A 24,250-nucleotide genomic window follows, 5' to 3' on the forward strand; every position below is an offset into this window, starting at 1 on the left:
AAAAACTCCAGATCTTCTGGAGTCTTAGCATTCATTACATATTTTCGAAAAATAGACGGATGACATCAGCTCCGCCAACAAAAGTACCGATGGAACTTCCCAAATTAGCCAGGACGACAACCAGCAGTATACGGGTTACCTTATTATGCCAAAAACCCTTGAAACTGAAAACATCTTGCGAAAGGTTTTCAAAATCTCTTACATGTGGTCTGCGCATATAGGCCTGAACGGCGCCCGCAAACCACCCGGCGGCTAGAAGCGGGTTTAAAGAAGTAATCGGGGCGGCAACAAGCGCTGTTAGAATGGCCAAAGGATGCCCAAAGGCAAGTGCTGTTCCAAGGGCCGATAATGAACCATGCCATAGTATCCAGCTGATCATTTGCTGCCAGCCCGCAGATGGATTAGCATAAAACGTATAAGCAATCAAAGCAAAAATGAGGATGGGAATGGACCAACCAATTATTTTAGGGACTTTTGACTTTGGAGGGCGTTCGGACAAACGCTTGAGATCGTGTTCCTTTTTTATTTCCTCCGTAATACCAGGAACATGAGCAGCCCCCAGAACCGCTACGATTTTCTTTCCTGGAGCTTCTTTAATTTTCTGCGATAAATACTGATCACGCTCATCAATCAATGGAACCTTCAACTTAGGAAAACCTTCAGTAAATTCCTTTAAAATGACGTTGATCGTATCCTGATTTTTCATCTTTTCAAGTTCTTCTTCTGAGATCTCCTCATTGCTAAAGATACTGAATACAACCTGCGAAAGCAGCTGCGCCTTCCCCCAAAACCCTACATTGTTCCAAATACGTGCAAACGTGATTTGAATATTCCTGTCAGCCAAAACAAGGTCAGCACCAATTTCCTTGGCTGATTCAATGCCTTGAATCATCTCCTGCCCCGCCTGGATGCCAAACTGCTTGGCCATCCGCTTTTGAAAGGAAGAAATCGCCAGATTCATTAATAACAGCGTTGCTTTCTTTTCCTTGATAACCTTAAAAATATCCATTTCTTTCCACTGGTTTTTATTTTGGATCGCTTCATATCTTTGCTCATCCAGCTCCACACAAACTGAGTCAGGCTGCTCAGCTTCGATAACCTCTTTTACCTGTTCCGCACTCTGTTTGGAAACATGAGCTGTCCCAATCAATATAAATTCCTTGCCATTAAGTTCAATTCTTGTAATATTTTCTTCTGACATAAGTACCTTCCTCTGAAAACGCGGTATTTTCAAACCCAATAAAATATATTAACTCTTTTTATTATCTCCCTAAGCCAGCCTATTAATTATCATCGGATAGCCATTCTGTAATCTGCAACTCTCGTTTATACTCTTCTTGGAGTTCATTATTAATATATTTATCCAAATAGTTTAATGTTTCCTCAAGCACATTTATTTTTATCATACTAGAAAAATCAGAAATGTGCTCCTTTTGGCTTATTTTAATCTTTCTATATTTTTCAAGTTCGATTAGTCTCTCAATGATCTCTTTGAATCCTTCAATTGATTGGTTGTGTTTACTATAAGTAAATTCTCGATGTAAATTTACTTCACCTAATTCTTCCTTGTACTCATCTTGAATTCTTTCGCGTTCCTCTTCTGCGAAGTCTATCATTCTTTGTTTTGGGCCAAAGCGAAACTTGCTTCTCCAGTAAATAAAAGTACTTTTTGGAACATTTAACTCATAGGATCCCTGTACAGGAACAACATCCCTTACTACACAAAGCTCGTACATTACTTCTTTCAATGGCTTCCCATACTTTTCTTCAATAAATTTTTGATACTCTTTATTCGTTTTTTTCATTGTAAGGTTCCTCTCTTTTTAACCATAATAGAGTTTCTTTAAATACAATTGACTCAAAACCGAGTAATAGAGTGATCTATAGCTATTATTAGATAATTATATATTGACCGCCCCACTATATCATTATATTTAAGCTACTTCCGGATCAAAAATTTTAAGATACTAATGTAAATAAGGTATAATAATGTTGCACTAAATCAACGGAGGATGAAAATGAAAAAAATAATAACAGCATTGCTCACGGCAACACTTCTATTATCTCCAGTCGGCAACTTGGTATTTCAAGATCATGTAACAACAGTCGAAGCAAAAGGTTATAAATCTGGTAAAAGAAGCTTCAACATGAAAAATAACCAGTCGAACTTCCAACAGAAACAAAAGCAAGAATCCCCAAAAACGAATTCAAACAAGCAGCAAACCAATCCCAAAGGTGGATTCTTTTCAGGCGGCCTGATGAAAGGCTTGATGTTTGGTGGATTGGCCGGATTGCTGTTCGGAAGTCTTTTCGCAAATATGGGCGCTTTTGGGTCACTATTGGGGTTAATAGTCAACCTTGCTGCCATCTATATTCTTTTTGTCGTCATTCGTAAAGTATTCACAGCCTTGACCCGACAAAGAAGAAGAGAGGATACAGGTCCGTGGGGCAGATGATCATCTCTGAGCAGGATATAATCAATGCTATCTGTATTGATCAGTCTAGGAAGAAGCCTGTTCAGCCGGAAGACGTGGAAGTTGAATTAATGTATGACGATGATAATGGTTTTACTGCGGAGGCTTATATTAGCGGAATGAAATATGAGCTTCAAACCATTCATTTAATTGAAGCCCTCCGTTTATGGATCGATGAAATTTTAGGTGAAAATCCATACGCAGGAATAGAGCTTGTCCTCGATGATGAGGAAGGGATTATTGCGATTGTAAATGGAGAAAATTAAAAAGTAGGGCTGTCTCTCTTACCGTAAGCAACGGTGATAGGGCTGCCCTTTCTTTCGTTATACCTGGAAAAACATAGACTGCCTTTGATAATTAGATACAAACAAGTCCTAAAACTGAGCCATCATTTGGGCCTATCAAATGCGCCTTGGCGTATTTGCGCACAGATTTTATCGAGCTTAAGCTCGATAAATTTCCTCTGAAAATCTGTGGCATCCGCCGGAGGCTTTGACTTTATTCAGCAGGGGTTTGAACCCCCACTGAATAGAATACCAATAGCATTCATCTCACCACTTACAGTAGTGGGAGACTTCTGCTGAATGAAGTTAAACATCTCATTATGAAAGACCCGCATTATCACACCCGGATCAAATACTGCTTCGTTTCGCCTACTGTATTTACCGCTTCTTGAAAACCCCAAACTGGCTCTTCCTTTATATAAGAGAATATCACCAGCGTATAAAGACCTTGGTCATTCACTCAAACAATATTAATTTACCTTCCTCACCCTCACCTCGCTGTTATCCAACAAATCAACATACTAGTAAGAAATTTCCCCTGTCTTCATATGTTCAATATAACCTCTTCAATAATATTACTTGTTTCAGGCATCCAGCTTTGTATTAAAAATAAAAAGGCAAACAACAGAGCTGTTTAGATGTGTACGGCAGCCTATTCCTTCTTCTTTCCTATATTAAGCTGCTACTGTCACGTCAAACACTTCCGCCGCCTTGGCGTATTTGCGCCCAGATTTTATCAAGCTTCGCTCGATAAATTTTCTCTGAAAATCTGTGGCATCCGCCGGAGGCTTTAACTTTATTCAGCGGGGTTTGAACCCCACTGAATGGAATACCAATAGGCATTCATCTCACCACTTATAGAAGTGGGAGACTTCTGCTGAATAAAGTTAAACACGAGCGATTACCATCTTAATTTTGTATTGACTTCGCTAAAACAAACTAATATAGTTATATCATAATGAAACTGATAATCATTATCAACTGAATTTAATTAGGAGGTGTAACATTGATTCGCCTTTATACAGATAATTTAAATATAAGCTACGGTGAACGTCTCATTGTTAAAAATTTGAGAGTGGACATTCCTGATAAAAAGATTACTACAATCATCGGCCCAAATGGCTGCGGCAAGTCGACTTTATTAAAAGCGATCACCAGAATTATTCCCCCTCAATCAGGGACAATTGTTTTAGACGGCAAAAATATCGCAAAGGAAAAAACAAAAGTTCTTGCCCGAAAGATAGCGATCCTCCCGCAGACCCCTGAAAGTGTCAATGGGTTAACCGCCGGAGAACTCGTGTCCTATGGTCGCTTTCCCTATCAGAAAGGATTTGGCCGCTTAACGTCCAAAGATATTGAAGTGATTGACTGGGCTCTTGATGTGACTGGAACAAGCGAATTTAAACACCGCTCCGTAGACGCATTATCAGGCGGCCAGCGTCAGCGTGTTTGGATTGCTATGGCCCTAGCTCAAGAAACAGAGATTATATTTCTTGATGAACCTACCACCTATTTGGATCTGGCACATCAGTTAGAGGTATTGGAGCTTTTACAAAGGCTCAATAAAGAGGAGAATCGCACGATTATCATGGTTCTCCATGATCTAAATCAAGCTGCCCGCTTTGCAGATTATATCGTAGCCTTAAAAGATGGTGAAGTTGTCAAAGCCGGACACTGCGAAGAAGTCATCAACCAGCATGTCCTTAAGAAAGTATTTCATATCGATGCGGAAATCGGGCGGGATCCCCGTACAAACAAACCCATGTGCATCACGTATAACTTAATCAAAGGAGAGCAAAAGAATGAAAAAGATTTTGATTCCATTTCTACTGTTGCTCATGCTGTTCATTAGCGGCTGCGGCTCAGACGAACAGAAGAATGGATCCACTTCCACGGGAAAAAAACCAGAGACGATTACATATGAATCTGAAAATGGCCCTATAGAAGTTCCCGCTAATCCCAAGCGAGTAGTCGTACTATCTAGTTTTACAGGAAACGTCATGTCTTTGGGTGCCAATTTAGTAGGTACGGATTCCTGGTCGAAAATGAACCCCCGTTTTGAAAAAGATTTGAAAGATGTCGAGGAAGTTTCTGACGAGAATTTGGAAAAAATTATTGAACTAGACCCGGACCTGATCATCGGTTTATCCACTATTAAAAATGTTGATAAATTAAGTGAAATTGCTCCTACTGTCACATATACGTATGGCAAAGTAGACTACCTGACACAACACTTAGAGATTGGCAAGCTATTGAATAAAGAAAAAGAGGCAAAAGAATGGGTGGATGATTTTAAAAAACGCGCCCAAGAGACCGGTCAAGAAATCAAATCAAAAATAGGTGAGGATACAACCGTTTCCGTTATTGAGAACTGGGACAAACAGCTCTATGTATATGGCGACAACTGGGGCCGCGGAACTGAAATTTTATACCAAGAAATGAAATTGGCCATGCCTGAAAAAGTAAAGGAAATGGCACTCAAAGACGGATATTATGCACTCTCTTTAGAGGTGCTTCCAGAATTTTCCGGTGACTATGTGATCCTCAGCAAGAACCTTGATACGGATAATTCATTCCAAGAAACTGACACATATAAAAACATACCAGCTGTAGAGAAGGATCGTGTATTTGAGGTAAATGCAAAAGAATTTTATTTCAATGACCCCCTCACTCTGGAGCTGCAGTTGGACTTTTTCAAAAAAAGCTTTCTTGGCAACTGATTCTTCGGGAAAGGATTTTTTTCAATCATTCCTTTCCCTTGATTTTTTAAAAAGAAAAGTGAGAAAAAATGACAAAAGATCAACATAAAATCCCATTTTTATACAAGCTTGTTGCAGGAATTTTAACCTTTGTAGGTATATTCCTTGTTTCGATGGTGCTTGGTGCAGCTGACACAACCGTTCATGATGTGTGGCTCGCATTGACAACAGAAACCGCCGGTGAAAAACTGTCAATGATCCGCGAAATTCGGTTCCCTCGTGAAGTGGCAGCTATTTTCGTTGGAGCTGCTCTTTCTGTTTCTGGTGCCATTATCCAAGGCATGACGAAAAACCCTCTTGCAGATCCGGGCTTACTCGGATTAACTGCCGGAGCAAATGCCGCATTGGCAATCGTACTGGCTTTTATACCGGCAACCAATTATCTCGGTATTACGATTGCTTGCTTTATTGGAGCAGCAATTGGAACCATTATGGTCTTTGGAATTAGCGCAATGAAAAAAGGCGGTTTCTCCCCCCTTCGCCTTGTTCTAGCCGGCGCAGCTGTTTCTGCTTTTCTGTACGCCATTGCTGAAGGTGTAAGCATTTATTTCAAAATTTCTAAGGATGTATCCATGTGGACAGCTGGAGGCCTTATCGGCACTTCGTGGAAACAGCTTCAAGTGATCATTCCTTTTATTTTAATCGGAATGCTCATCGCTCTTCTTCTTTCAAAGCAGCTCACGATTCTCAGTTTAAATGAGGAAGTAGCCATTAGCTTAGGCCAAAAGACAACACAGGTAAAGACCATTTTGTTCATTGTTGTCATTCTGCTTTCTGGGGCTTCTGTTGCACTTGTCGGTAATCTGGTGTTCATCGGACTCATGGTACCCCATATAGTGCGTTTCATTGTTGGAACCGACTATCGCCTAATCATCCCGATGTCTGCTATTCTTGGAGCCACTTTCATGCTTTTAGCGGACACAGTGGGTCGTACGATTAATGCTCCGTACGAAACACCGGTAGCAGCCATTATTGCGATCATAGGCCTGCCTTTCTTTTTATTAATTGTTCATAAAGGAGGCAGCGCATTTTCATGATTCATCCAGCATTACTCAAAAAACAAAGATTCATTCTCTTATTGTTGCTGTTACTCATTCCAATTACGATTATCATTGGGCTTGGCACCGGCTACTCTGCCTTATCTTTTGACAGACTGATTCCAACCTTCCTTGGTCAAGGGACGTTTAAAGAAGAGTTTGTTCTGTTCTCTATTCGACTGCCTAGGATCGTCATTGTTCTTTTAGCCGGCATGGGATTGGCTTTATCCGGGGCTATTTTACAAGGAATTACACGAAATGACCTGGCTGATCCAGGTATAATAGGAATCAATTCTGGGGCAGGAGTTGCAATCGCTGTATTCTTTTTATACTTCCCTATAAAAGCCGGCTCTTTTATTTACTTATTGCCTGTAGTTGCTTTTATTGGGGCACTCTTAACTGCTGTCCTCATTTATATTTTCTCCTATAAGAAAGTTCTTGGGGTCCAGCCTATAAAACTGGTTCTAGTGGGGATCGGTTTTTCGATGGCTCTATCCGGAGCCATGATCGTTCTCATCTCATCAGCAGAACGTTCAAAAGTGGACTTCATTGCAAAATGGTTGGCCGGGAATATATGGGGTACGGATTGGCCTTTTATTTTGGCCATCCTCCCATGGTTGGCCATTCTTATTCCCTTTACACTGTTTAAGGCGAACCAGTTAAATCTCTTGGGACTGAGCGAGCCGGTGGCTATTGGCGTCGGAGTCTCTATCGAGAAAGAACGTATCATGCTCATGTTCACCGCAGTTGCATTAGCGGCTGCCTCTGTCTCTGTCACCGGAGGGATATCTTTTATTGGGCTCATGGCCCCTCATATTGCAAAAGCACTCGTAGGAACAAGGAATCAATTATTCATTCCGATTGCCATTCTAGTGGGGGGCTGGCTTTTATTAGTGGCAGACACGATCGGCCGAAATATAGGAAGCACTGATGGTCTTCCGGCTGGAATTGTCGTCGCTTTGATCGGCGCTCCCTATTTTATGTACCTGCTTTTTAAAAAGAATTGAGAAGTTTCCTATCATATCCCGGTCCCATGGTTTGATCTAATGAGACCGGGATATGAGTTTATTTCCAATCACCTCAATTCCCATACATTCGTATCCTCTTCGTCTTATCTCCTGCAAAATCTCCAATATTGGTTGTTTGTTTTTCTGCTGGATAAAGCTATAATAAGGACATTGTTAACGAAGCGAGTGATTTTCTTGAAACAACGAGAGCAATGGACATCGAAGATTGGTTTTATACTGGCTGCTGCCGGAAGCGCAATTGGGTTGGGAGCAATTTGGAAGTTTCCATACATGGCGGGTACAAATGGCGGCAGTGTTTTCTTATTTTTATTTATTTTGTCGACATTGACAATAGGACTTCCTATTCTGTTGGCAGAATTTGTTATTGGACGGAGAGGACAGCGTGATGCCGTCACATCTCTAAAGCTACTTGCCCCTGGGCGGAAATGGCATTGGATTGGCTGGATGGGCTTAGTTACATCCTTTATCCTTTTATCTTTTTACAGTGTAGTCGGAGGATGGATTCTTTCCTACTTGGCAAGAGCGTTGGCCTTCCAGCTTAATAATACTGATTACGGAGAACTGTTCGGGTCGGTCATTTCCAATCCTGTTGAAGTTCTAACCGCGCAGGCAGCCTTCATGCTTTTGACAATTTGGATTGTCCAAGGCGGTATCAAGGGAGGAATCGAACGCACAAGCCGATGGATGATGCCATTATTATTCATCTTTTTCATCGCTCTGGCCATCCGCTCCCTGACATTGGAAGGAGCAATGGAAGGAGTCCGCTTCCTGTTTGTTCCGGATTGGTCTTTTTTAACAGGAAAAACTTTTCTGTTGGCGCTTGGTCAGGCTTTCTTCTCTCTGAGTGTCGGTGTTACGGCGATGATGACTTACGCGTCCTACCTGCCAAAAGAGGAACGCCTTGGTCAATCTGCATTAAACGTATCGTTATTAAATATATTCATTTCCTTACTGGCTGGGATTGTCATTTTTCCCGCGGTCTTTGCGCTCGGACATTCGCCCGAAGAAGGCCCCGGCTTAATCTTTGTCATCCTGCCCGCCATTTTTAATGAAATTCCGCTTGGCGGACTATTTATGATCATTTTCTTTATTTTATTGTTATTTGCTACATTAACATCCGCTATCGCGATGTTGGAAATTGTCGTATCAACGGGTATCCAAAGCAGATATGACCGTCGAAAGAAAATGGCTTGGGTATTCGGCTTGCTCATTTTCCTCGTCGGCATACCAAGTGCATTATCTTTTGGAACATTATCGGATCTGCATCTTCCCGGCGGTACCGTCTTTGATTTCGCTGACATTTTGACAAGCAGAATAGGCATGCCCATCAATGCTCTGCTCGTATCACTGTTCGCAGGTCATGTGCTGACTAAGGCAGACACTGCTGATGAACTGAGAATGAACCCTACCATCCATTCCATATGGAAGGCTATTGTCCGATATGCCGCTCCGGCAGCAATCATCACGATCTTCTTTGCTTACTTTATTAATGGTTAACAGATAGATTCTCTTTTCATGTTTTAATCTGTTAATAACGGGAATTAGAACAGAAACGACTAATTTCTGAAAGGGAGTTTGCTTTATGGAGAATGTGATTGTAACTTTTTTTGATGTGGAGAGTGAAGCTTTTCAGGCACTGGCGGAGTTGAAGCAAAAGCAATTTCAGCGTAACGATTTTGTGTTATCGCAGGTGGCGATTATAAAAAAAGAAAATGGAAAGCTTGTCTTTAAAGATGGTTTCGATACAGGCATTAAGACACGAAATGATACGTTAATTGGCGGCCTAGTCGGTTCGCTTATCGGCATTTTAGGTGGACCGCTGGGAGTTCTTTTAGGCTTTGGTGTCGGGACTTCCATCGGAGCCATAACTGATATAGATGATCTTGAAGAGGAATCCAGTCTGATAGCAGCTGTTGCCTCACGCCTACAAGAAAATGATGTAGCTATCGTCTCTGTTATATCTGACGAATATGATGCTGTTTATGATGAATTGATCGGAAAGTTTGCTACGGAAACTCGGCGATACGAAGCAAGCGTGATTCAAGAAGAAGTGGACCATGCACGCGAAGTGGAAAAAGCACTACAGGAGCAGGCGCGTGAAAAAATACGCGAAGAGCGTTCGGCTGAACGTAAAGCAAAAGTACAAGCATACAAGGAACGCATCCGCACCGAAATGGAAGAGCTGAAAGTAAGATTCAAATCATAATAGATTTAACTTCATTCAGCAGAAGTCTACCACTTCTGTAAGTGGTGAGATGAATGCCTATTGGTATTCCATTCAGTGGGGGTTCAAACCCCGCTGAATAAAGTAAAAGCCTCCGGCGGATGCCACAGATTTTTAGAGGAAATTTATCGAGCGGAGCTCGATAAAATCTGGGCGCAAATACGCCAAGGCGCATTTGATTGAAAACCCGAAGGCGAAAACCTCACAGTTGGTCGCTTTCGGGTTTTGTTTTGTATGTTTTTTTGATTGTGACTAGATTAGAGGCTTTGCATACCTCGTCGCAGCCAGGTTTTATTGAGTATGAGACTCAGCCCATCAGAGCCGTTTCGGGCAACATAGGTTGGATTCCTCTATTCCCAGGAAACCATACACGCTTTCTCCTTCGCTTACCAACCGCGCTCTGCCATTCTTTCTTCCAAACTAAGCTGATTTACGTCAATCCCTTTCATCGCTGCTCCCAATTCCTTTGAAAGCTTGCCAATTAAATCGTAATCTTTATAATGAGCCGTCGCTTGAACGATCGCTTTTGCAAACTTTTCCGGGCTTTCGGATTTAAAGATTCCGGATCCAACAAATACACCGTCGGCGCCTAGTTCCATCATCAATGCTGCGTCAGCAGGTGTTGCTACGCCGCCAGCTGCAAAGTTGACAACCGGAAGTCTTCCCTTTTCTTTGATTTGCTTCAGGACTTCATACGGTGCACCAAGATTTTTGGCTTCTGTCATCAACTCATCGTCATTCATTCTTGTGATGCTGCGCACTTGAGCATTCACTTTACGAATATGACGAACAGCCTCTACAATGTTCCCTGTTCCAGGCTCGCCTTTTGTCCGAAGCATCGCAGTACCTTCTCCGATCCGACGAGCTGCCTCACCTAAATCACGGCATCCGCATACAAATGGCACGGTAAAATCGCTTTTTAGTAGGTGATACTCTTCATCTGCCGGAGTCAGGACTTCACTTTCATCGATAAAGTCAACACCCATAGCCTCAAGTACTCTGGCTTCAACGATATGACCGATACGGGCTTTCGCCATGACAGGAATGGAAACCGCACTTACGACTTCTTCAACAATTCTCGGATCAGCCATTCTGGCCACTCCGCCAGCCGCACGAATATCAGATGGCACCCTTTCCAAAGCCATAACTGCCACAGCCCCGGAAGCCTCCGCAACCCTTGCCTGTTCTGCGTTAACAACGTCCATGATAACGCCGCCATTTATTTTTTCCAAAACACTTTTTGCTGCTTCACTTACTGTTTGTGTCATCATTACCCCTCCATTGGATATTGTTTTTTCTTTCATTTGCCATTATTATAGAAATAAGTTGACTCTGTTAAAAGTACCAGTTTTAACTAAAATGAAAGGGTCAGTTTTCTTGGAGGTTAGAAGAATGGAAATGTTGTCATGCAATTTAAACCGTTCAATCGATGTTCCGTTGTATGAACAGCTCTATTTATATATAAAAAAAGAGATAACAGAAGGCCGCCTGAAATACGGCTCCAAGCTCCCATCCAAGCGGAAGCTTTCCGAATTTCTGAAGGTCAGCCAGAATACGGTGGAAACAGCCTATGATCAACTGATGGCAGAAGGATACATTGAAGGCCTGCCCAGAAAGGGTTATTTTGTTCTGGCTTATGAGGATTTGGAATATGTCCAAAATGAAGCTGCCGTAACAGATGAGTTAGTCGAAGAAAAAGAATGGGTGAAGTATCATTTTCATCCCGGGTGGATTGATACAGAAAATTTCCCTTTTCACAAATGGCGGAAATACGCCAGAGACACGATTGATCAACACAATCACTCATTACTCCTACTTGGTGATAAACAAGGAGAATTAGAGCTTAGGAGAGAAATAGCCCATTATTTATATCATGCAAGGGGTGTCCAATGCATCCCTGAGCAAATTATCATCGGGGCTGGAAGTGATAATCTACTGCAACAGCTCATTCTTCTGTTTAACAAAGAAACGATATACGGGGTGGAAGACCCCGGTTATCACGTCATATCGCATATATTGAAAAGCTCCCAGCATAAAATACATCCGCTGGAAGTGGATGATGAAGGTGTAAAAACAGATTCCGTCGAGAATACAAACATCAACGTCATTTACGTCACACCATCACACCACTTTCCATACGGGTCTGTACTTTCAGTCAACCGCCGTGTCAAGCTGTTGAATTGGGCAGCAGGGAGTGATCACCGCTACATCATCGAAGATGATTACGACAGTGAATTCCGTTACAGCGGTAAATCTATCCCTTCATTACAAAGCATGGACCACAGCGAAAAAGTCATTTTTTTAGGAAGCTTTTCAAAATCCCTGATCCCATCACTTCGGATCAGTTATATGGTTGTTCCTAAATCTTTATTGAAAAAATATAAAGAAGAGGCGCTATCTTTCTATCATTGTTCTGTCTCAAGGATCGACCAGCGAATATTAACCCAGTTTATGAAAGAAGGAGACTTTGAGAGGCATCTCAACAGGATGCGGAAAATCTACCGCAAAAAACTAGAAAAAACCCTGGAAGTGTTAAAACCTTACCAGAAAAAGGTGGAGGTAATTGGAGAGCATTCCGGCTTGCACATGTTACTCGCCATAAAAAATGGCATGAATGAGGATGAGCTTGTTCTTAAAGCTTTAGAGAATCAGGTGAAGATCCACCCGCTTTCCAATTACACCTTAGAGAAAAAAGTTGAATTTCCTCCGAAAATCATACTGGGATTTGCGGGAATACCAGAGAATGAACTGGAACCCGCAATCAAACTGTTGTTAAAGAGTTGGGGGATAGCTTAAGTAATATAGTGAATGAAAAGTCCTGATGCCCTATGCGGGTTCAGGACTTTTACTAGTTTATGAGACTACTTGCTTCACGCTTTTTTCGTTTGAGTCAATGTTCATCTTGGCAATGTCGAAACCAGTGTAAAAAACAGCTCCTTAAAAAAGGAACTGCGTTTTCACTACTCCATCTCCCACTTCTTTACTTCCTCGCGCACACGCGGTGCCACTTCTGTTCCAAGAAGTTCAATAGCCCTCATCACCTGATCATGAGGCATTGTACCCAGTGGAACATGCATCATGAAGCGGGTAATCCCAACTTCTTTACGAAGATGGATAATTTTTTGGGCAACAGTTTCCGGATCACCTACATACAATGCTCCCTCCGGGCTTCTCGCTGCATCGAAGCTTGCCCGGCTATAATGGCCCCATCCTCTTTCTCGTCCGAGTACATTCATTACCTGCTGGGTTGATGGGAAAAACTTCTCGACTGCCTCTTCTGTCGTGTCAGCTACAAATCCGTGTGAATGCGAAGCTACCGGAAGCTTTGTAACATCGTGCCCTGACTGGGCTGCTGCTCTTTTATAAATTTCCACAAGGGGCGCAAACTGCACCGGTCTGCCTCCGATAATGGCAAGAGCAAGCGGTAACCCTAAAAGGCCAGCCCTGATGACGGATTGAGTATTTCCCCCGCTTCCGATCCATATAGGCAGCGGATCTTGTACTGGCCGCGGATATACTCCAAGATTGTCGATAGCCGGACGGTGTCCGCCTCTCCATGTCACCCTTTCGGATTCACGTATCTTCAACAACAGCTCAAGATTCTCCTCATACAGCTCGTCATAATCCTTTAAATCATAGCCGAATAAAGGAAAAGATTCGATGAACGATCCCCGCCCAGCCATAATCTCCGCGCGCCCATTTGAAATCCCATCAAGCATAGAAAAGTCTTGGAATACACGTACAGGATCATCGGAAGAAAGCACGGTAACAGCACTAGTCAACCTGATCCTTTTCGTCTGAGGAGCAGCAGCGGCCAGCAAAATGGCTGGCGACGACGCTGCAAAATCTTTCCGATGATGCTCCCCTACGCCGAATACATCCAGTCCCACTTCGTCAGCCAAAACAATTTCTTCGACCACTTCACGTAATCTCTCTGCATGGCTGATTATTTTTCCAGTTTCCGGATCAGGAGTTGTTTCTACAAACGTTGTAATACCTATTTCCATTGGACATTCCTCCAAATCAAGGTTACTAAAAGTAATATACTTATTTTGAAGTGTTAACTTTAATAATACAAGTTATTTGACCGGGGGAGAGACTTGGACTCCCATCACGCCTTCTTAACAAACTCGGATTTGAGCTGCATAGCTCCAAATCCGTCAATTTTACAGTCGATATCGTGATCCCCATCAACGAGACGAATGTTCTTTACCTTTGTGCCTATTTTTACAACCGAAGAACTTCCCTTCACTTTTAAATCTTTGATGACTGTTACGGTATCACCGTCCTGAAGGACGTTTCCATGAGCATCCTTCACCACTTGTTGTCCATTGCCGCTTTCGGCTTCCGCTCCTACCTTCCACTCATTCCCACATTCCGGGCACACCAGAAAATCCCTATCCTCATATGTATATTCCGAGTGGCATTTTGGGCAGTTTGGCAAATTAGACATTACATTTTCCCCCATTTTCATTTATATAGTACCATTTTCCTAACATCCATATACTGTCACAGTTTTTAGCCATTGACAAGGAGCGCTATGACTTTGCCTATAAAGGTGGATGATGACTTATCATCGCGTTTCGAAAAAGTTGGCTAAAAGCGCCTCCCAATTATTCAGCAACAGGAGACGCTTCTTGAACTTCCTATTTTATCTGAATGAATACATATAAATCAGCATCATACCTAGAATTATAGTAATCAACATTATTAGTAACAATGCTCATCCTAACCGCATCATTCTCTTCAGTCACAGTAGCTTCCTTTACGGATAAATTCTCCCCTTTCAACTCCTTCTGATTATCAAAAATGCGTTCAAAAGCCTTCTTCGCATCGAATCGAATAAGCTCCTGATCACTTTCGTCAACCAGAATCAGGAAGATATTTTCTTCATCAACCAGGTTCTTGAGCTTGTAATTTTTATTATCTATTTTTAACGGAATAACAGTCCCAACATCCTTTGTCTTTTGATAGCCGTTAACATAGAGATTGACCATCCGGTCGTAATTCTCAATGTTCAAAGATGGACTTCGCTCCCAATCCAAGTATGCGGATTGGTTGTCATTCTTTCCTACATCCGTTTCATCATACGTTTCTTCAAACCCGAAGGTGTTTTTAAAATTTCCGTAGTGAAAAACCTTATCCGGCAGCCAGTCAATGCCATCTATATAATCCATACTGTCCAAATAACTAACCGTTCTTGTAATAGTTTTCTTATCTTTAGTGGAAATGTCCGCATTTGGAACAATCTCCCCGTTTTCAAGCATTCCGTTTTCCGACAGTGTACTTTTCAACAGATTCATCTGATTTTCACGACTTATTGTAAAGGCATCTATGGGCGGAATAATGGAAATCGCGGAGAAAACAATTAAGACAGCCGCTATCAATCCGTTTTTTCGGATAGGGAAAAAGCTGAATATCACCCCAGCGATAACAGCGAAAATTCCAAACAAGATGACATAGTATCGTCCATATGTGATACCCATTTCCCCAATTCTCAAAATGGAAGCAATAGTCTGGAACAATACAATCGGAATTAACACTTTCGGAAAAATTTTTCTAAACAGAACTGCAAATTGATTCTCCAAGTTGCTTGCCAAGATATACACCAAAATAACCGTGATAGCATATGAAACAAGCATCGGTTCCAGCAGATTGTTCGTCCAGAAATCGCCACTAATATTCAATACGACATACGCTAGGAGAATCACTGTATATATGGCGGTCAACGGAATGATAATATATGAAATCAGAATCCCCAACAATTTCGGTGTATCAACTGCTTTTGCCACCTGATCCATTTGCAGGCCCTGCTCCCCTTTTATCCCGCTGGCATCCCTTTTACCAGGATAAGAAGGGGTAAAAGACAGAAAGAAAATAGGGGCAAACAAAGAGAAAACAATATTCAGAACATGCTCGTAAGCTTTATAATCCAATGAAAATAAAAGTTGGTCAACAGCCAGTAAAATGGAGCTAAGACCGATTGAAATCACAGCTGTAAAAAGAGCCGTAATAAAAAAAGCCTTAAACACGGACATAAAACTTTGATTAAACGTAATCACGCTTTTGATGGACGGAACCAATATAAATACCATCATCAGTGCAAATATGGTAACGCCCGTTTTTGTTCCCATTTCCATGTTAAAGGTGGATGCAGACCGAATGGCAAAGAAATATCCAGCTGTTAAAGCTACTGATGCCCCCATTAGCATGATCCGTTCACTTATTCTCGTAAAAAAGCGTTCAAACGTTTGTTGAGCCACTATGCTCAAAAGTGCACCAATTACGAAAGTAAACAGATATTTCGAATAATTTTCAACCTCATTGTTAATCATATTCATATTTACTGTAGCGGTAGCCAGTAGAAAAAACATCGTCAATGGATAACGGTTGATGGCCTCTATCAGACCCATCAGCTTTTCCCTCAAGCTTTTGACCACATTCATCAACATCACCTTTTTCCTTTTTATTCGGAACAGATTTTCTTTTATGTTATTCACTAACGTCTGTTTAAATGAGAAGTCGACCGCCTTTCCTTGATGTTACTACCAAATGAAGAAACTGTACATAGTTCTTGTGTTAAAACAAAAGAAGCTTCAATTTGCCTAGGGCTGCATCCCATTAACAAATTGAAGGCTCCTTGATTCGCTTTTGTTCATCAGCCGTTCAGTTTTTCATCGCATAGCTTGCTTCACTAGCTCCCGGTTTTTCTCCCTAAACAGCTCATTATGTGAGGATACTCTACCGGTCTCATCTGAATCCGGCATAATAAATTGCTTTGCTTTATTCACTGCGTTTGCTGCGTCCTGAAATGCCCCTGCAATTAAATGAAGCTTTCCTTCATGATATAAAATATCTCCTGCAGCAAAAAGCCCTGGAACAGCCGTTTCACTCATTGGAGTACCCGAGATAAAGTAATCGTCTTTCAATTTAACATTGAGACTGTTATTGGACATTAATTCTTTATCCCGTTCAAAACCATGATTGATGATCACTTCATCAACATCGAGTTCAATCTTGTTTCCTTCTTCGGAATTTACCAATACCACTTTCTCAATACTTTCATGGTTCGTTCCCGCGATTAGCTTTTCAATCGTTGTATTTAATAAACATTCAACTGAACTATTTAATAATCGAGTTACTTCAGCTTCATGTCCTTTTAAATGATCCTTCCGGTACGTCAAAAAAACCTTCTTGGCAATCGGCTCTAATTCATTTGCCCAGTCAATTGCGGCATTTCCACCACCCGAAATTAATACTGTCTTGTTTTTAAAGCGTTCCAGAGATTTTACAGTATAGTGCAAATTACTCACTTCAAAACGTTCTGCACCCTCGATTTCTAACTTTATAGGCTTTAATATCCCGCCGCCTACAGCTACAATAACCGTCTTAGAATAATGTTTTTGATTTGAGGCTGTTTGGATAACAAAATGACCACTGCTATCTTTATCAATAGATACTACTTTTTCACCCAAAACAACCTCCGGATCAAACGTTAGCCCCTGTTGAACTGTTTGATTAATCAACTGCTCGCCCGATATAGGGGTAAGTCCTCCTACATCCCAAATCATTTTCTCGGGATAGACGTGTACCTTGCCGCCCAAATACGGTTGAAATTCGATAATTTTGGTTCTCATTTCCCTCAAGCCACTATAGAAAGCAGAAAAAAGTCCTGCTGGCCCCCCTCCAATAATGGTTACATCATACATTTGCTCATCCATTGTATAAACCTCTTTTCATAAATTGGATTGGTCATTCGTGTATGGCTTGATTTAACACGCCATTTTCAACTAGATCATATGATTGCCTCTTCCCAAATAAAGAATCGTATATTATGATTATATTGATATTGATAATCATTTTCAACTAAGTTCGCAATTTTATATTATCCTTATCTACATTGGGAAAACGAATAAACCACTGAATGTGAGGAATGTACATGATTCTATTTCATTCTGAGAAGATCGCCCATTACGAGATTTGTGTGATATTACCTTCGGGATACGACAGTACCAAGCAATATCGGACCATTTATATGCATGACGGAGGGGACACTGCCATTCAATGTGTGAACTATATTGATCATTTAATCATTTCGGGCCAAATTGAACCGCTTATTATTATTGGAATTGAACCCAATGATCGGCACGATGACTATACTCCTTGGGCAGCACCATCTCTTTCACCACACACTCCTATGTTCGGCGGACAAGCCGAAGCCTATTTACATACCGTTGTTACCAGAATAAAACCATATATAGACGCTCATTATGCTACAAATCCAGCACCTTCACATACAGCAATTTCTGGATGCTCATTTGGCGGACTGGTTTCTATTTTCGCTTCTTATTATTATCCAGATGTGTTTCATCAATATATTTCACTATCTGCCTCGTTTTGGTATGAAGATGTATTACGATTTATTCAAGGGGAACAAGTTAAGCGGCAAGAAAGTACCTATGTCAAACCAACTGTGAATCGTGAAAATCATCAACTGTGCTTATACGTTGGTGAATTAGAAGGAATTTATAAAGATACGGTTCAAGTTCACATGGTCGACTATACGATGAAGGCGCATCATGAATTTATCAAGGAAGGCTATCTAGAACCTAATCTATTATTTGAGATCAAATGCGCCTTGGCGTATTTGCGCCCAGATTTTATCGAGCTCCGCTCGATAAATTTCCTCTGAAAATCTGAGGCATCCGTTGGAGGCTTTAACTTTATTCAGCCGGGGTTTGTACTCCCACTGAATGGAATACCAATAGGCATTCATCTCACCACTTACAGAAGTGGGAGACTTCTGCTGAATGAAGTTAAACCCTGACGGGACTCATGATGATCTTTTTTTCTCTAGATACTTTATTGAAGCGCTTCATTGGTTATATGGGGGTAAAAGTTAATGACTCTCTTTTCCGCGGGTATCATCGTGTTTACTCAAAGGAAATTCACAAGTGCACAAAAAGAGCATCCCTTTTTGGTTAAGTCATACAACTAGAACCAAAGAAAGGGATGCTCAATGTCTAATACTTTGCCCAATTCTCGACGAAATGAGGCAACAGATTTCATTCTTTGTCTTAAGGTTAGTTTTTAACTTTTCTAACACTATCCTTAGGGACATTCAATCCTATTTTATTTTTGCTAAAGAATCCTAGGCTTTATTCATTTAAGCTGTTAAAAAAACTTCCTTTGAGAAAATTGACACACCTCTAGAAGTAACCATTTCTTAGGAATTACATCAGGCTAGTCCATACTCGCTGTTTCTCGAGCAAGTATAACTAAAGCCAAAAGTATTTTCTACCGTTAGTTAAGCCTACAGCGCTTTGAGACTTGATTTCTCCTCTGTCTCAACTTCTTGTCGAGAATAGGCTTCCAAGGTGTCAAATAAGCCTTCTACATGCTCTTGCTTTTTCGTTAATAAAGAAACGACAACATATAAGATTAGATTGTACAATAATCCGACACTTCCGGCAGACCAGCTGCCAGCCCAACTAGTTAGCCAAGGGAATATGCCGGCAGTTAAAACAACTAACATACCTACAACTGTTCCAATGAATGCACCATATACATTTCCTCGTCTCCAAAAAAGACCGAGAACCATTGGTACCGCAACTTGAACAATACAATCATAAACATAAAGAATGATAGAAACTAAACGGCCTATTTCCAGTGTGGCTATCCCTATAGCAATTAACCCTACAACTAATGTGGCCATTTTTGAAACTCTTAATGTTTGTTCCCTAGAAAGGTTCAAAGGAGCAAGTATATTTTTCCCTATCATTACTGCCGCTGTAAGGGTTGCTGCACTTATCGTTGACATACTAGCGGCCAATGCAAATACTCCCATAAGCCCTAATGCTACAGGCCCTCCAAACTGATCTGCAATCCAGAATGCACCGCCTTGTGCATCTTCCGGAAAACCGGTAAGCAACCCTGAACCAAGACCTAGCCATAAAAGGAAAATTGTAAATACCGCTCCGATGAAAGGAACGATTAAAACTGCTTTTTTAGACTCCGTTACGTTTTTTGTCATATACATACGGATGAATACACCTGGCATCATCATACCGCCTAACGCTCCAATTATAATTGCCGAACTCCATGTTCCATAACCGACACTATCTGAAATAACCAATAACTCTGGAGCAGCATCGGCTATTTGCTTAAACATTGGTGTAATACCACCGTAAGCCTGAAACATTAAATATAAAACGAGGGCTGTTCCTACAATTGTGAAGAATACCCCTTGAACGAGGGCCCCAACAGCACTTGCCCGCGCTCCACCTAGCCAGCAATACACTATAACAAATAAGCTTACTAACACGAGTCCCAGATTAAATGAAACCGTTCCATATGTGGCAGCAGAGATGAGATAACCAATAGTCTTGATTTCTACGATCAACCATGGGCTCCAAAATAAAAATGTTGTAATGGCAATAAAAGTACCGAATTTTTTACTTCCATATCTAAGCTCTGCAAGGTCCGCATTTGTTTCAAGCTGATACTCTTTTCCCCAAATCCAAACTGGACGAACAATTGTATACATCATAACCATTGAACCCAAAGAGTAAAGTGCCAAATATTGTGCGAATAAACCTAAATTAGCCGAGTCTGCAAACCATCCAGTATACATGGCCCCAACGTACCAAGCCCCAATAAAGCCGAACATACTCAAATACCATGGAAACGACCTTCCGCCAACAGCGAATTCTTCAAGAGAGTCTTGTTTTCTATGAGCAAGCTTGATGATGACTGCATTAAGAATGAAGAACCCGATAATGACTCCAATTGCGATTAATGCATTCATTCAAGTTCTCCTCTCTTCTCTTCGACTTTGTACCATATAGTAAGTAGGATACAAACTGCCAGAACAACGAACAAAATCCAAAATTGAACGAAAGGAAGACCTATCACCCATGGATCGATTCTGTTAAAGAATCTAAAAAATGGCGGAAAAACGATAGTACTTAAAACGGCCCATATAGAACAGAAAAAAAGAAGTGTTACTGTTCCTCTCCTCACTAAACTTTCAACTCCTTAAAAATTGTTGGGAACACCTTTCTAATTTCATCTAATATAGGATGAATGACTGGCCTAAAATCGGAATACGGGAGAAGTTTCTCTATTTCAGCCTGCCATGAAAGACTTTCTTCTAATAAACCTTCGACGACTCCGAGCGTAGCGATTGGAAAATAAGGCAAGCTGTATCCGCCCTCCTGTATAACCACCAACCTACTGTCACAATGAATTGCGGCCAGTTCCTTTACCTTTGCGGTCATCTTTTTAAATCCTTCTCTGGTAACCATCATTCTGGATAATGGATCATATATATTAGCATCCTGCCCTGCGGATACTATAATCAGCTGCGGTTTATACGTATTAACTGCAGGTGTGACAACTTGATCAATAACCTCTATATATTCTTGATCTCCACAGCCTGGAATAAGGGGAATATTCATATTGAACCCCTTACCTGAGAGCTCACCCGTTTCAGTTATTTCTCCTCCCTCCAAGGGATAATTTTTATCTTGGTGGATAGAGATAAAGAAAACACTGGGATCTTGATAAAATATATCCTGTGTCCCATTGCCGTGATGCACATCCCAATCAAGGACTAAAATCCTCTCCAAACCAAATTTTTCTTTTGCATATTCAACTGCTACAGCAACATTATTAAATAAGCAAAAACCCATTGGGCTAGTCCTTGTCGCATGGTGTCCTGGAGGCCTAATTAATGCGTACGATTGTTTAACATCTTGTTCCTCAAATACCACATCGATAGCTTTTTTCGCTCCTCCTGCTGATAAAAGCGCAATTTCGTAGGAGCCGGGCGAGGATACTGCCGCTTCTCCCACCTCTGTATTGATCTTGTTTTTGCTGGCCTTTTTAACTTTTTCAACCATTTCAGTTGTATGAACCTTTAATAGATCTTCATCGGTGGCGAAATCAGGCCTGTAAGAAACCATTTCGTTTAACAGCCCTGTTTTTTCCAAAAGTTCATGAGCAAGACTTAATCTGTAAGGGTTTTCAAAAGCTAGGCCAGAATCCATCTCAAATTCATCGATAGAAATGTATTTCTGTTTGCCAATATCATGTTCTTTATACCTCTCATCCCAAATCAATGCTGTTCTCATGAATTCAATTCCTCCTCATTTATTTTGGTAATTATATTGCAAAAAGTATGCCAATTTAAAAAGTATTGATTTATTAACCTTTTGAAATTACAATAATGAAAATATGCATTTTAATAATGTTTTTTCAGTGAAAACTGCCAAATTTCAAATGCAGCATAACATTATAATGTTTTTTTGCATTTAAAGAGAGGAGGAACATTGTGGTATTTCATGAGAGGGCTTCGTGGTCAATTTTAAAATTTGAAGAAGAAAACAAAGATAAAATTGATCAATATATATCCCAAAAGCTAAAAAAAGGCGAGTTTCTTAAAGAAGTAGCTCAACATTTTTCACATTTAAAGGAAAGTACAGCTCAAGTTATAAGAATTCAAGAGATCCCCTTTCTTCTTATCAAGAAAAATAACCTTAAACTTTTGGGCATTTCAGCCATAAATTCCTCTAATGTATTGACCGAGCGCTTAAGAAAGGGTAATAGCAAACAGCTTTCTTTTCAGTCTGAAAAAATGAAAGCTGTCATGGAGCTTGTCAGAAAAGTGTCTTTAGTAGATTCAACAGTGCTCATTCTTGGAAAAACAGGCGTTGGAAAAAGTCATATAGCCAAACTCATCCATCAATACAGCCAGCGGTCAAATAAACAATTGGCAATAGTAAATTGCAGTGCGATTCCTGAATCATTGATTGAGGCTGAATTATTTGGATATACAGCAGGAAGCTTTACTGGGGGCCATAAAGATGGAAAGCCTGGAATCTTTCAATCAGTTTCGGGGGGAACAATTTTCCTGGACGAAATAGGAGAAGTCCCTTTTCACCTTCAATCAAAGCTACTTGAGGTAATCCAGGAAAACAGTATAAGGCCTATTGGTTCAGTGGAGTCGATTCCAGTAGATGTCCGAATTATTGCAGCAACTAACCAAGATCTTGAGGATATGGTTAAAAAGAAGTTATTTCGAGAGGATCTATACTATCGTTTAAATGTCGTACCCATTCAGATACCGCCATTATCAGAAAGAAAAGAAGACTTACAGGTCTTAATTACCCAATTTTTAAATACGTTCGGAGATAAATATGAAATGCAAAAAGTATTTACCCCTGAGGTAATGAATGCGTTTTATCAGTATGATTGGCCTGGCAACGTAAGAGAACTTGAAAATATGATCGAACGTCTCTTCATTACTTCCGAAGAGGAAGTAATTACATTAAATGATTTGCCCGAGAGTATTTCCAATTTGTCGAATAACAAAAACAACCAGGAATCTTACTCGCCGCCTTTCTTGTCTTTAAAAGAAGCAAAGCAAAGGGCTGAAAATGCTTTAATATCAAATGCATATAAAGTATATCGAAACACTTATAAAGTAGCAGAGGTGCTCCAAGTGAACCAATCTACAATTGCCAGAAAGGTTAAGGAGTTACGGGAGAGAGGAGAACTTTGATTGTTAACAATCGGCTTGGCACAATTGAAAAGTACATTCATGAACAAGCAGGATAATATTAAGACGGCTATAACTACCATGAGAGAATGTAAGGAAAAAGCCGTGGATTTGATCGTTTTCCCGGAGATGTTTTTAACCGGATACGCACTTAAGGAAAATGTCTATGAGTTGGCTGAACCGTTGGAGGGGCCAAGTCTGAAACAATTATGTAAAGCAGCAAGGGAAAACCAAATAGGAGTCGTTATTGGTTTTCCTGAAAGAAAAGAGAACCAGTATTTTAATTCGGCAGTCTTTATTCAAAAAGATGGAACAATACAAGGCGTTTATCGAAAAGTTCATTTATTTGAGTGGGAAAAAAATATTTTTACAGCAGGAAATGATGGCCCTCTGTTTACTATAGAGGACGGAAAAATTTCTTTAATGATGACATTCGATGCTGGCTTCCCCGAAATGTCTAGAATATATGCTCTTAATGGTGCCGAAATGATTATTGTCCTATCGGCACATGTTGTCCCCTACCAAATCTATCATAAAATTATGATGAGCGCGCGAGCATTGGAAAATCAAGTGTTTTTAGCTGTCGTTAATAAAGTCGGGTTGGAAGAGCAATCCGTTTATTTTGGTGAAAGTGCCATTATTTCACCTTATGGTGATTATTTAAATAAAATAGATAACCAAGAGAAGGTTATTATTGAAAGTATCGACCTATCACTTGTGTACAAGACACGTGAAAGTTTGTCCATGAAATATCTTGAAAATAGGAATTTAAGCTATTTTAAAAAGAGCAAACTATGTAAACCCTACCATCCTGACAAAACCTTTTAGCGAACGCCGTCTATTTTTCCGCTATATAAACAGGAGCCGTCAATTTATAAAGGAC

General features: G+C 40.7%; 25 protein-coding genes. 13 read left to right on the forward strand and 12 right to left on the reverse strand.

What is annotated here, in order from left to right; translation table 11 throughout:
- Nucleotides 1-34: 34 nt before the first annotated feature.
- Nucleotides 35-1,201: a TraB/GumN family protein gene (locus tag D5F11_RS10050; protein ID WP_120115921.1), complete on the reverse strand. Its 1,167-nt coding sequence runs from the start codon at nucleotides 1,199-1,201 to the stop codon at nucleotides 35-37.
- A gap of 82 nt (nucleotides 1,202-1,283) precedes the next feature.
- On the reverse strand, nucleotides 1,284-1,805 hold the full coding sequence (locus D5F11_RS10055; protein WP_120115920.1) for a hypothetical protein: 522 nt from the start codon (nucleotides 1,803-1,805) through the stop codon (nucleotides 1,284-1,286).
- A 213-nt stretch (nucleotides 1,806-2,018) separates the two neighbouring features.
- Between D5F11_RS10055 and D5F11_RS10060 the strand changes: the two genes are divergently transcribed.
- Both D5F11_RS10060 and D5F11_RS10065 read left to right on the forward strand, forming a co-directional pair.
- The gene (locus tag D5F11_RS10060; RefSeq protein WP_120115919.1) at nucleotides 2,019-2,456 is read left to right on the forward strand and encodes a hypothetical protein; all 438 of its coding nucleotides are present in this window, start codon (nucleotides 2,019-2,021) and stop codon (nucleotides 2,454-2,456) included.
- Nucleotides 2,453-2,740, forward strand: coding sequence for a DUF2653 family protein (locus tag D5F11_RS10065; protein ID WP_425470786.1), 288 nt, complete (start codon nucleotides 2,453-2,455; stop codon nucleotides 2,738-2,740). Before D5F11_RS10060 ends, D5F11_RS10065 begins: the two co-directional genes overlap by 4 nt.
- A gap of 236 nt (nucleotides 2,741-2,976) precedes the next feature.
- Here D5F11_RS10065 and D5F11_RS25695 read toward each other — a convergent pair whose 3' ends face one another.
- Both D5F11_RS25695 and D5F11_RS26290 read right to left on the reverse strand, forming a co-directional pair.
- The gene (locus D5F11_RS25695; protein WP_120115917.1) at nucleotides 2,977-3,159 is read right to left on the reverse strand and encodes a hypothetical protein; all 183 of its coding nucleotides are present in this window, start codon (nucleotides 3,157-3,159) and stop codon (nucleotides 2,977-2,979) included.
- A gap of 292 nt (nucleotides 3,160-3,451) precedes the next feature.
- On the reverse strand, nucleotides 3,452-3,601 hold the full coding sequence (locus D5F11_RS26290; protein ID WP_185830619.1) for a hypothetical protein: 150 nt from the start codon (nucleotides 3,599-3,601) through the stop codon (nucleotides 3,452-3,454).
- A 163-nt stretch (nucleotides 3,602-3,764) separates the two neighbouring features.
- Here D5F11_RS26290 and D5F11_RS10070 point away from each other — a divergent pair, with 163 nt between their 5' ends.
- The 7 genes from D5F11_RS10070 (at nucleotide 3,765) to D5F11_RS26295 (ending at nucleotide 9,989) form a co-directional block, all read left to right on the forward strand.
- A complete protein-coding gene (locus tag D5F11_RS10070; RefSeq protein WP_120115916.1) occupies nucleotides 3,765-4,610 on the forward strand; it encodes an ABC transporter ATP-binding protein in 846 nt (281 codons plus the stop codon).
- Nucleotides 4,597-5,478, forward strand: coding sequence for an iron-hydroxamate ABC transporter substrate-binding protein (locus tag D5F11_RS10075; protein WP_373316055.1), 882 nt, complete (start codon nucleotides 4,597-4,599; stop codon nucleotides 5,476-5,478). Before D5F11_RS10070 ends, D5F11_RS10075 begins: the two co-directional genes overlap by 14 nt.
- A gap of 68 nt (nucleotides 5,479-5,546) precedes the next feature.
- Nucleotides 5,547-6,554, forward strand: a complete 1,008-nt coding sequence (locus D5F11_RS10080) for a FecCD family ABC transporter permease (protein ID WP_120115914.1) — start codon at nucleotides 5,547-5,549, stop codon at nucleotides 6,552-6,554.
- On the forward strand, nucleotides 6,551-7,561 hold the full coding sequence (locus D5F11_RS10085; protein ID WP_120115913.1) for a FecCD family ABC transporter permease: 1,011 nt from the start codon (nucleotides 6,551-6,553) through the stop codon (nucleotides 7,559-7,561). The genes D5F11_RS10080 and D5F11_RS10085 overlap by 4 nt, the downstream gene beginning before the upstream one ends.
- Nucleotides 7,562-7,756: 195 nt before the next feature.
- Complete coding sequence (locus D5F11_RS10090) at nucleotides 7,757-9,079, forward strand: sodium-dependent transporter (RefSeq protein ID WP_120115912.1); 1,323 nt, start codon at nucleotides 7,757-7,759, stop codon at nucleotides 9,077-9,079.
- Between the two features lie 85 nt (nucleotides 9,080-9,164).
- Nucleotides 9,165-9,788 (forward strand): DUF1269 domain-containing protein, encoded by a 624-nt coding sequence (locus D5F11_RS10095; protein WP_120115911.1) that lies wholly within the window; start codon nucleotides 9,165-9,167, stop codon nucleotides 9,786-9,788.
- Nucleotides 9,789-9,848: 60 nt separating this feature from the next.
- Nucleotides 9,849-9,989, forward strand: coding sequence for a hypothetical protein (locus D5F11_RS26295; protein ID WP_185830620.1), 141 nt, complete (start codon nucleotides 9,849-9,851; stop codon nucleotides 9,987-9,989).
- A 203-nt stretch (nucleotides 9,990-10,192) separates the two neighbouring features.
- Here D5F11_RS26295 and pdxS read toward each other — a convergent pair whose 3' ends face one another.
- Nucleotides 10,193-11,077 (reverse strand): pyridoxal 5'-phosphate synthase lyase subunit PdxS, encoded by an 885-nt coding sequence (gene pdxS / locus D5F11_RS10100; RefSeq protein WP_120115910.1) that lies wholly within the window; start codon nucleotides 11,075-11,077, stop codon nucleotides 10,193-10,195.
- 121 nt (nucleotides 11,078-11,198) lie between these two features.
- Between pdxS and pdxR the strand changes: the two genes are divergently transcribed.
- Nucleotides 11,199-12,602, forward strand: a complete 1,404-nt coding sequence (pdxR, locus tag D5F11_RS10105; RefSeq protein WP_120115909.1) for a MocR-like pyridoxine biosynthesis transcription factor PdxR — start codon at nucleotides 11,199-11,201, stop codon at nucleotides 12,600-12,602.
- 164 nt (nucleotides 12,603-12,766) lie between these two features.
- Here pdxR and D5F11_RS10110 read toward each other — a convergent pair whose 3' ends face one another.
- The 4 genes from D5F11_RS10110 to D5F11_RS10125 form a co-directional block, all read right to left on the reverse strand.
- Nucleotides 12,767-13,813 carry an LLM class flavin-dependent oxidoreductase gene (locus D5F11_RS10110; protein ID WP_120115908.1) on the reverse strand — a complete coding sequence of 349 codons (1,047 nt, stop codon included), beginning with the start codon at nucleotides 13,811-13,813 and terminating at the stop codon, nucleotides 12,767-12,769.
- Between the two features lie 104 nt (nucleotides 13,814-13,917).
- Complete coding sequence (locus tag D5F11_RS10115) at nucleotides 13,918-14,259, reverse strand: zinc ribbon domain-containing protein YjdM (RefSeq protein WP_120115907.1); 342 nt, start codon at nucleotides 14,257-14,259, stop codon at nucleotides 13,918-13,920.
- A 193-nt stretch (nucleotides 14,260-14,452) separates the two neighbouring features.
- The gene (locus tag D5F11_RS10120; protein ID WP_245998176.1) at nucleotides 14,453-16,252 is read right to left on the reverse strand and encodes a DUF4153 domain-containing protein; all 1,800 of its coding nucleotides are present in this window, start codon (nucleotides 16,250-16,252) and stop codon (nucleotides 14,453-14,455) included.
- Nucleotides 16,253-16,480: 228 nt separating this feature from the next.
- Complete coding sequence (locus D5F11_RS10125) at nucleotides 16,481-17,527, reverse strand: NAD(P)/FAD-dependent oxidoreductase (protein ID WP_120115905.1); 1,047 nt, start codon at nucleotides 17,525-17,527, stop codon at nucleotides 16,481-16,483.
- Between the two features lie 218 nt (nucleotides 17,528-17,745).
- Between D5F11_RS10125 and D5F11_RS10130 the strand changes: the two genes are divergently transcribed.
- Nucleotides 17,746-18,498, forward strand: a complete 753-nt coding sequence (locus tag D5F11_RS10130) for an alpha/beta hydrolase (protein WP_120115904.1) — start codon at nucleotides 17,746-17,748, stop codon at nucleotides 18,496-18,498.
- Here D5F11_RS10130 and D5F11_RS26300 read toward each other — a convergent pair.
- The 3 genes from D5F11_RS26300 to D5F11_RS10145 all read right to left on the reverse strand — a co-directional run bounded on the left by D5F11_RS26300 (nucleotide 18,424) and on the right by D5F11_RS10145 (nucleotide 21,940).
- A complete protein-coding gene (locus D5F11_RS26300; protein WP_185830621.1) occupies nucleotides 18,424-18,582 on the reverse strand; it encodes a hypothetical protein in 159 nt (52 codons plus the stop codon). The two genes, D5F11_RS10130 and D5F11_RS26300, sit on opposite strands and share 75 nt — an antisense overlap.
- A 537-nt stretch (nucleotides 18,583-19,119) precedes the next feature.
- Nucleotides 19,120-20,613, reverse strand: coding sequence for a sodium:solute symporter family protein (locus tag D5F11_RS10135; RefSeq protein ID WP_120115903.1), 1,494 nt, complete (start codon nucleotides 20,611-20,613; stop codon nucleotides 19,120-19,122).
- A gap of 214 nt (nucleotides 20,614-20,827) precedes the next feature.
- Nucleotides 20,828-21,940 (reverse strand): class II histone deacetylase, encoded by a 1,113-nt coding sequence (locus tag D5F11_RS10145; protein WP_120115902.1) that lies wholly within the window; start codon nucleotides 21,938-21,940, stop codon nucleotides 20,828-20,830.
- Between the two features lie 200 nt (nucleotides 21,941-22,140).
- Here D5F11_RS10145 and D5F11_RS10150 point away from each other — a divergent pair, with 200 nt between their 5' ends.
- Both D5F11_RS10150 and D5F11_RS10155 read left to right on the forward strand, forming a co-directional pair.
- Nucleotides 22,141-23,370 (forward strand): sigma-54 interaction domain-containing protein, encoded by a 1,230-nt coding sequence (locus D5F11_RS10150; protein ID WP_120115901.1) that lies wholly within the window; start codon nucleotides 22,141-22,143, stop codon nucleotides 23,368-23,370.
- A complete protein-coding gene (locus D5F11_RS10155) occupies nucleotides 23,371-24,195 on the forward strand; it encodes a carbon-nitrogen hydrolase family protein (RefSeq protein ID WP_120115900.1) in 825 nt (274 codons plus the stop codon).
- The last annotated feature ends 55 nt before the right edge of the window (nucleotides 24,196-24,250 follow it).

Origin of the sequence: Siminovitchia terrae, assembly GCF_003605405.2 — a bacterium.
Lineage (GTDB): Bacteria > Bacillota > Bacilli > Bacillales > Bacillaceae_C > Siminovitchia > Siminovitchia terrae.

Bases quoted from the DNA above. Each gene is read 5' to 3' on its own strand.
- D5F11_RS10110 (WP_120115908.1), bottom strand. From the start codon at position 13,813: ATGGAAATAGGTATTACAACGTTTGTAGAAACAACTCCTGATCCGGAA.
- D5F11_RS10085 (WP_120115913.1), top strand. From the start codon at position 6,551: ATGATTCATCCAGCATTACTCAAAAAACAAAGATTCATTCTCTTATTG.
- D5F11_RS26300 (WP_185830621.1), bottom strand. From the start codon at position 18,582: ATGAATGCCTATTGGTATTCCATTCAGTGGGAGTACAAACCCCGGCTG.
- D5F11_RS10075 (WP_373316055.1), top strand. From the start codon at position 4,597: ATGCTGTTCATTAGCGGCTGCGGCTCAGACGAACAGAAGAATGGATCC.
- D5F11_RS10115 (WP_120115907.1), bottom strand. From the start codon at position 14,259: ATGTCTAATTTGCCAAACTGCCCAAAATGCCACTCGGAATATACATAT.
- D5F11_RS10130 (WP_120115904.1), top strand. From the start codon at position 17,746: ATGATTCTATTTCATTCTGAGAAGATCGCCCATTACGAGATTTGTGTG.
- pdxS (WP_120115910.1), bottom strand. From the start codon at position 11,077: ATGATGACACAAACAGTAAGTGAAGCAGCAAAAAGTGTTTTGGAAAAA.
- D5F11_RS10145 (WP_120115902.1), bottom strand. From the start codon at position 21,940: ATGAGAACAGCATTGATTTGGGATGAGAGGTATAAAGAACATGATATT.
- D5F11_RS10060 (WP_120115919.1), top strand. From the start codon at position 2,019: ATGAAAAAAATAATAACAGCATTGCTCACGGCAACACTTCTATTATCT.
- D5F11_RS10050 (WP_120115921.1), bottom strand. From the start codon at position 1,201: ATGTCAGAAGAAAATATTACAAGAATTGAACTTAATGGCAAGGAATTT.
- D5F11_RS10135 (WP_120115903.1), bottom strand. From the start codon at position 20,613: ATGAATGCATTAATCGCAATTGGAGTCATTATCGGGTTCTTCATTCTT.
- D5F11_RS10065 (WP_425470786.1), top strand. From the start codon at position 2,453: ATGATCATCTCTGAGCAGGATATAATCAATGCTATCTGTATTGATCAG.
- D5F11_RS10080 (WP_120115914.1), top strand. From the start codon at position 5,547: ATGACAAAAGATCAACATAAAATCCCATTTTTATACAAGCTTGTTGCA.
- D5F11_RS10125 (WP_120115905.1), bottom strand. From the start codon at position 17,527: ATGGATGAGCAAATGTATGATGTAACCATTATTGGAGGGGGGCCAGCA.
- pdxR (WP_120115909.1), top strand. From the start codon at position 11,199: ATGGAAATGTTGTCATGCAATTTAAACCGTTCAATCGATGTTCCGTTG.
- D5F11_RS10120 (WP_245998176.1), bottom strand. From the start codon at position 16,252: ATGAATGTGGTCAAAAGCTTGAGGGAAAAGCTGATGGGTCTGATAGAG.
- D5F11_RS26290 (WP_185830619.1), bottom strand. From the start codon at position 3,601: ATGCCTATTGGTATTCCATTCAGTGGGGTTCAAACCCCGCTGAATAAA.
- D5F11_RS10095 (WP_120115911.1), top strand. From the start codon at position 9,165: ATGGAGAATGTGATTGTAACTTTTTTTGATGTGGAGAGTGAAGCTTTT.
- D5F11_RS10055 (WP_120115920.1), bottom strand. From the start codon at position 1,805: ATGAAAAAAACGAATAAAGAGTATCAAAAATTTATTGAAGAAAAGTAT.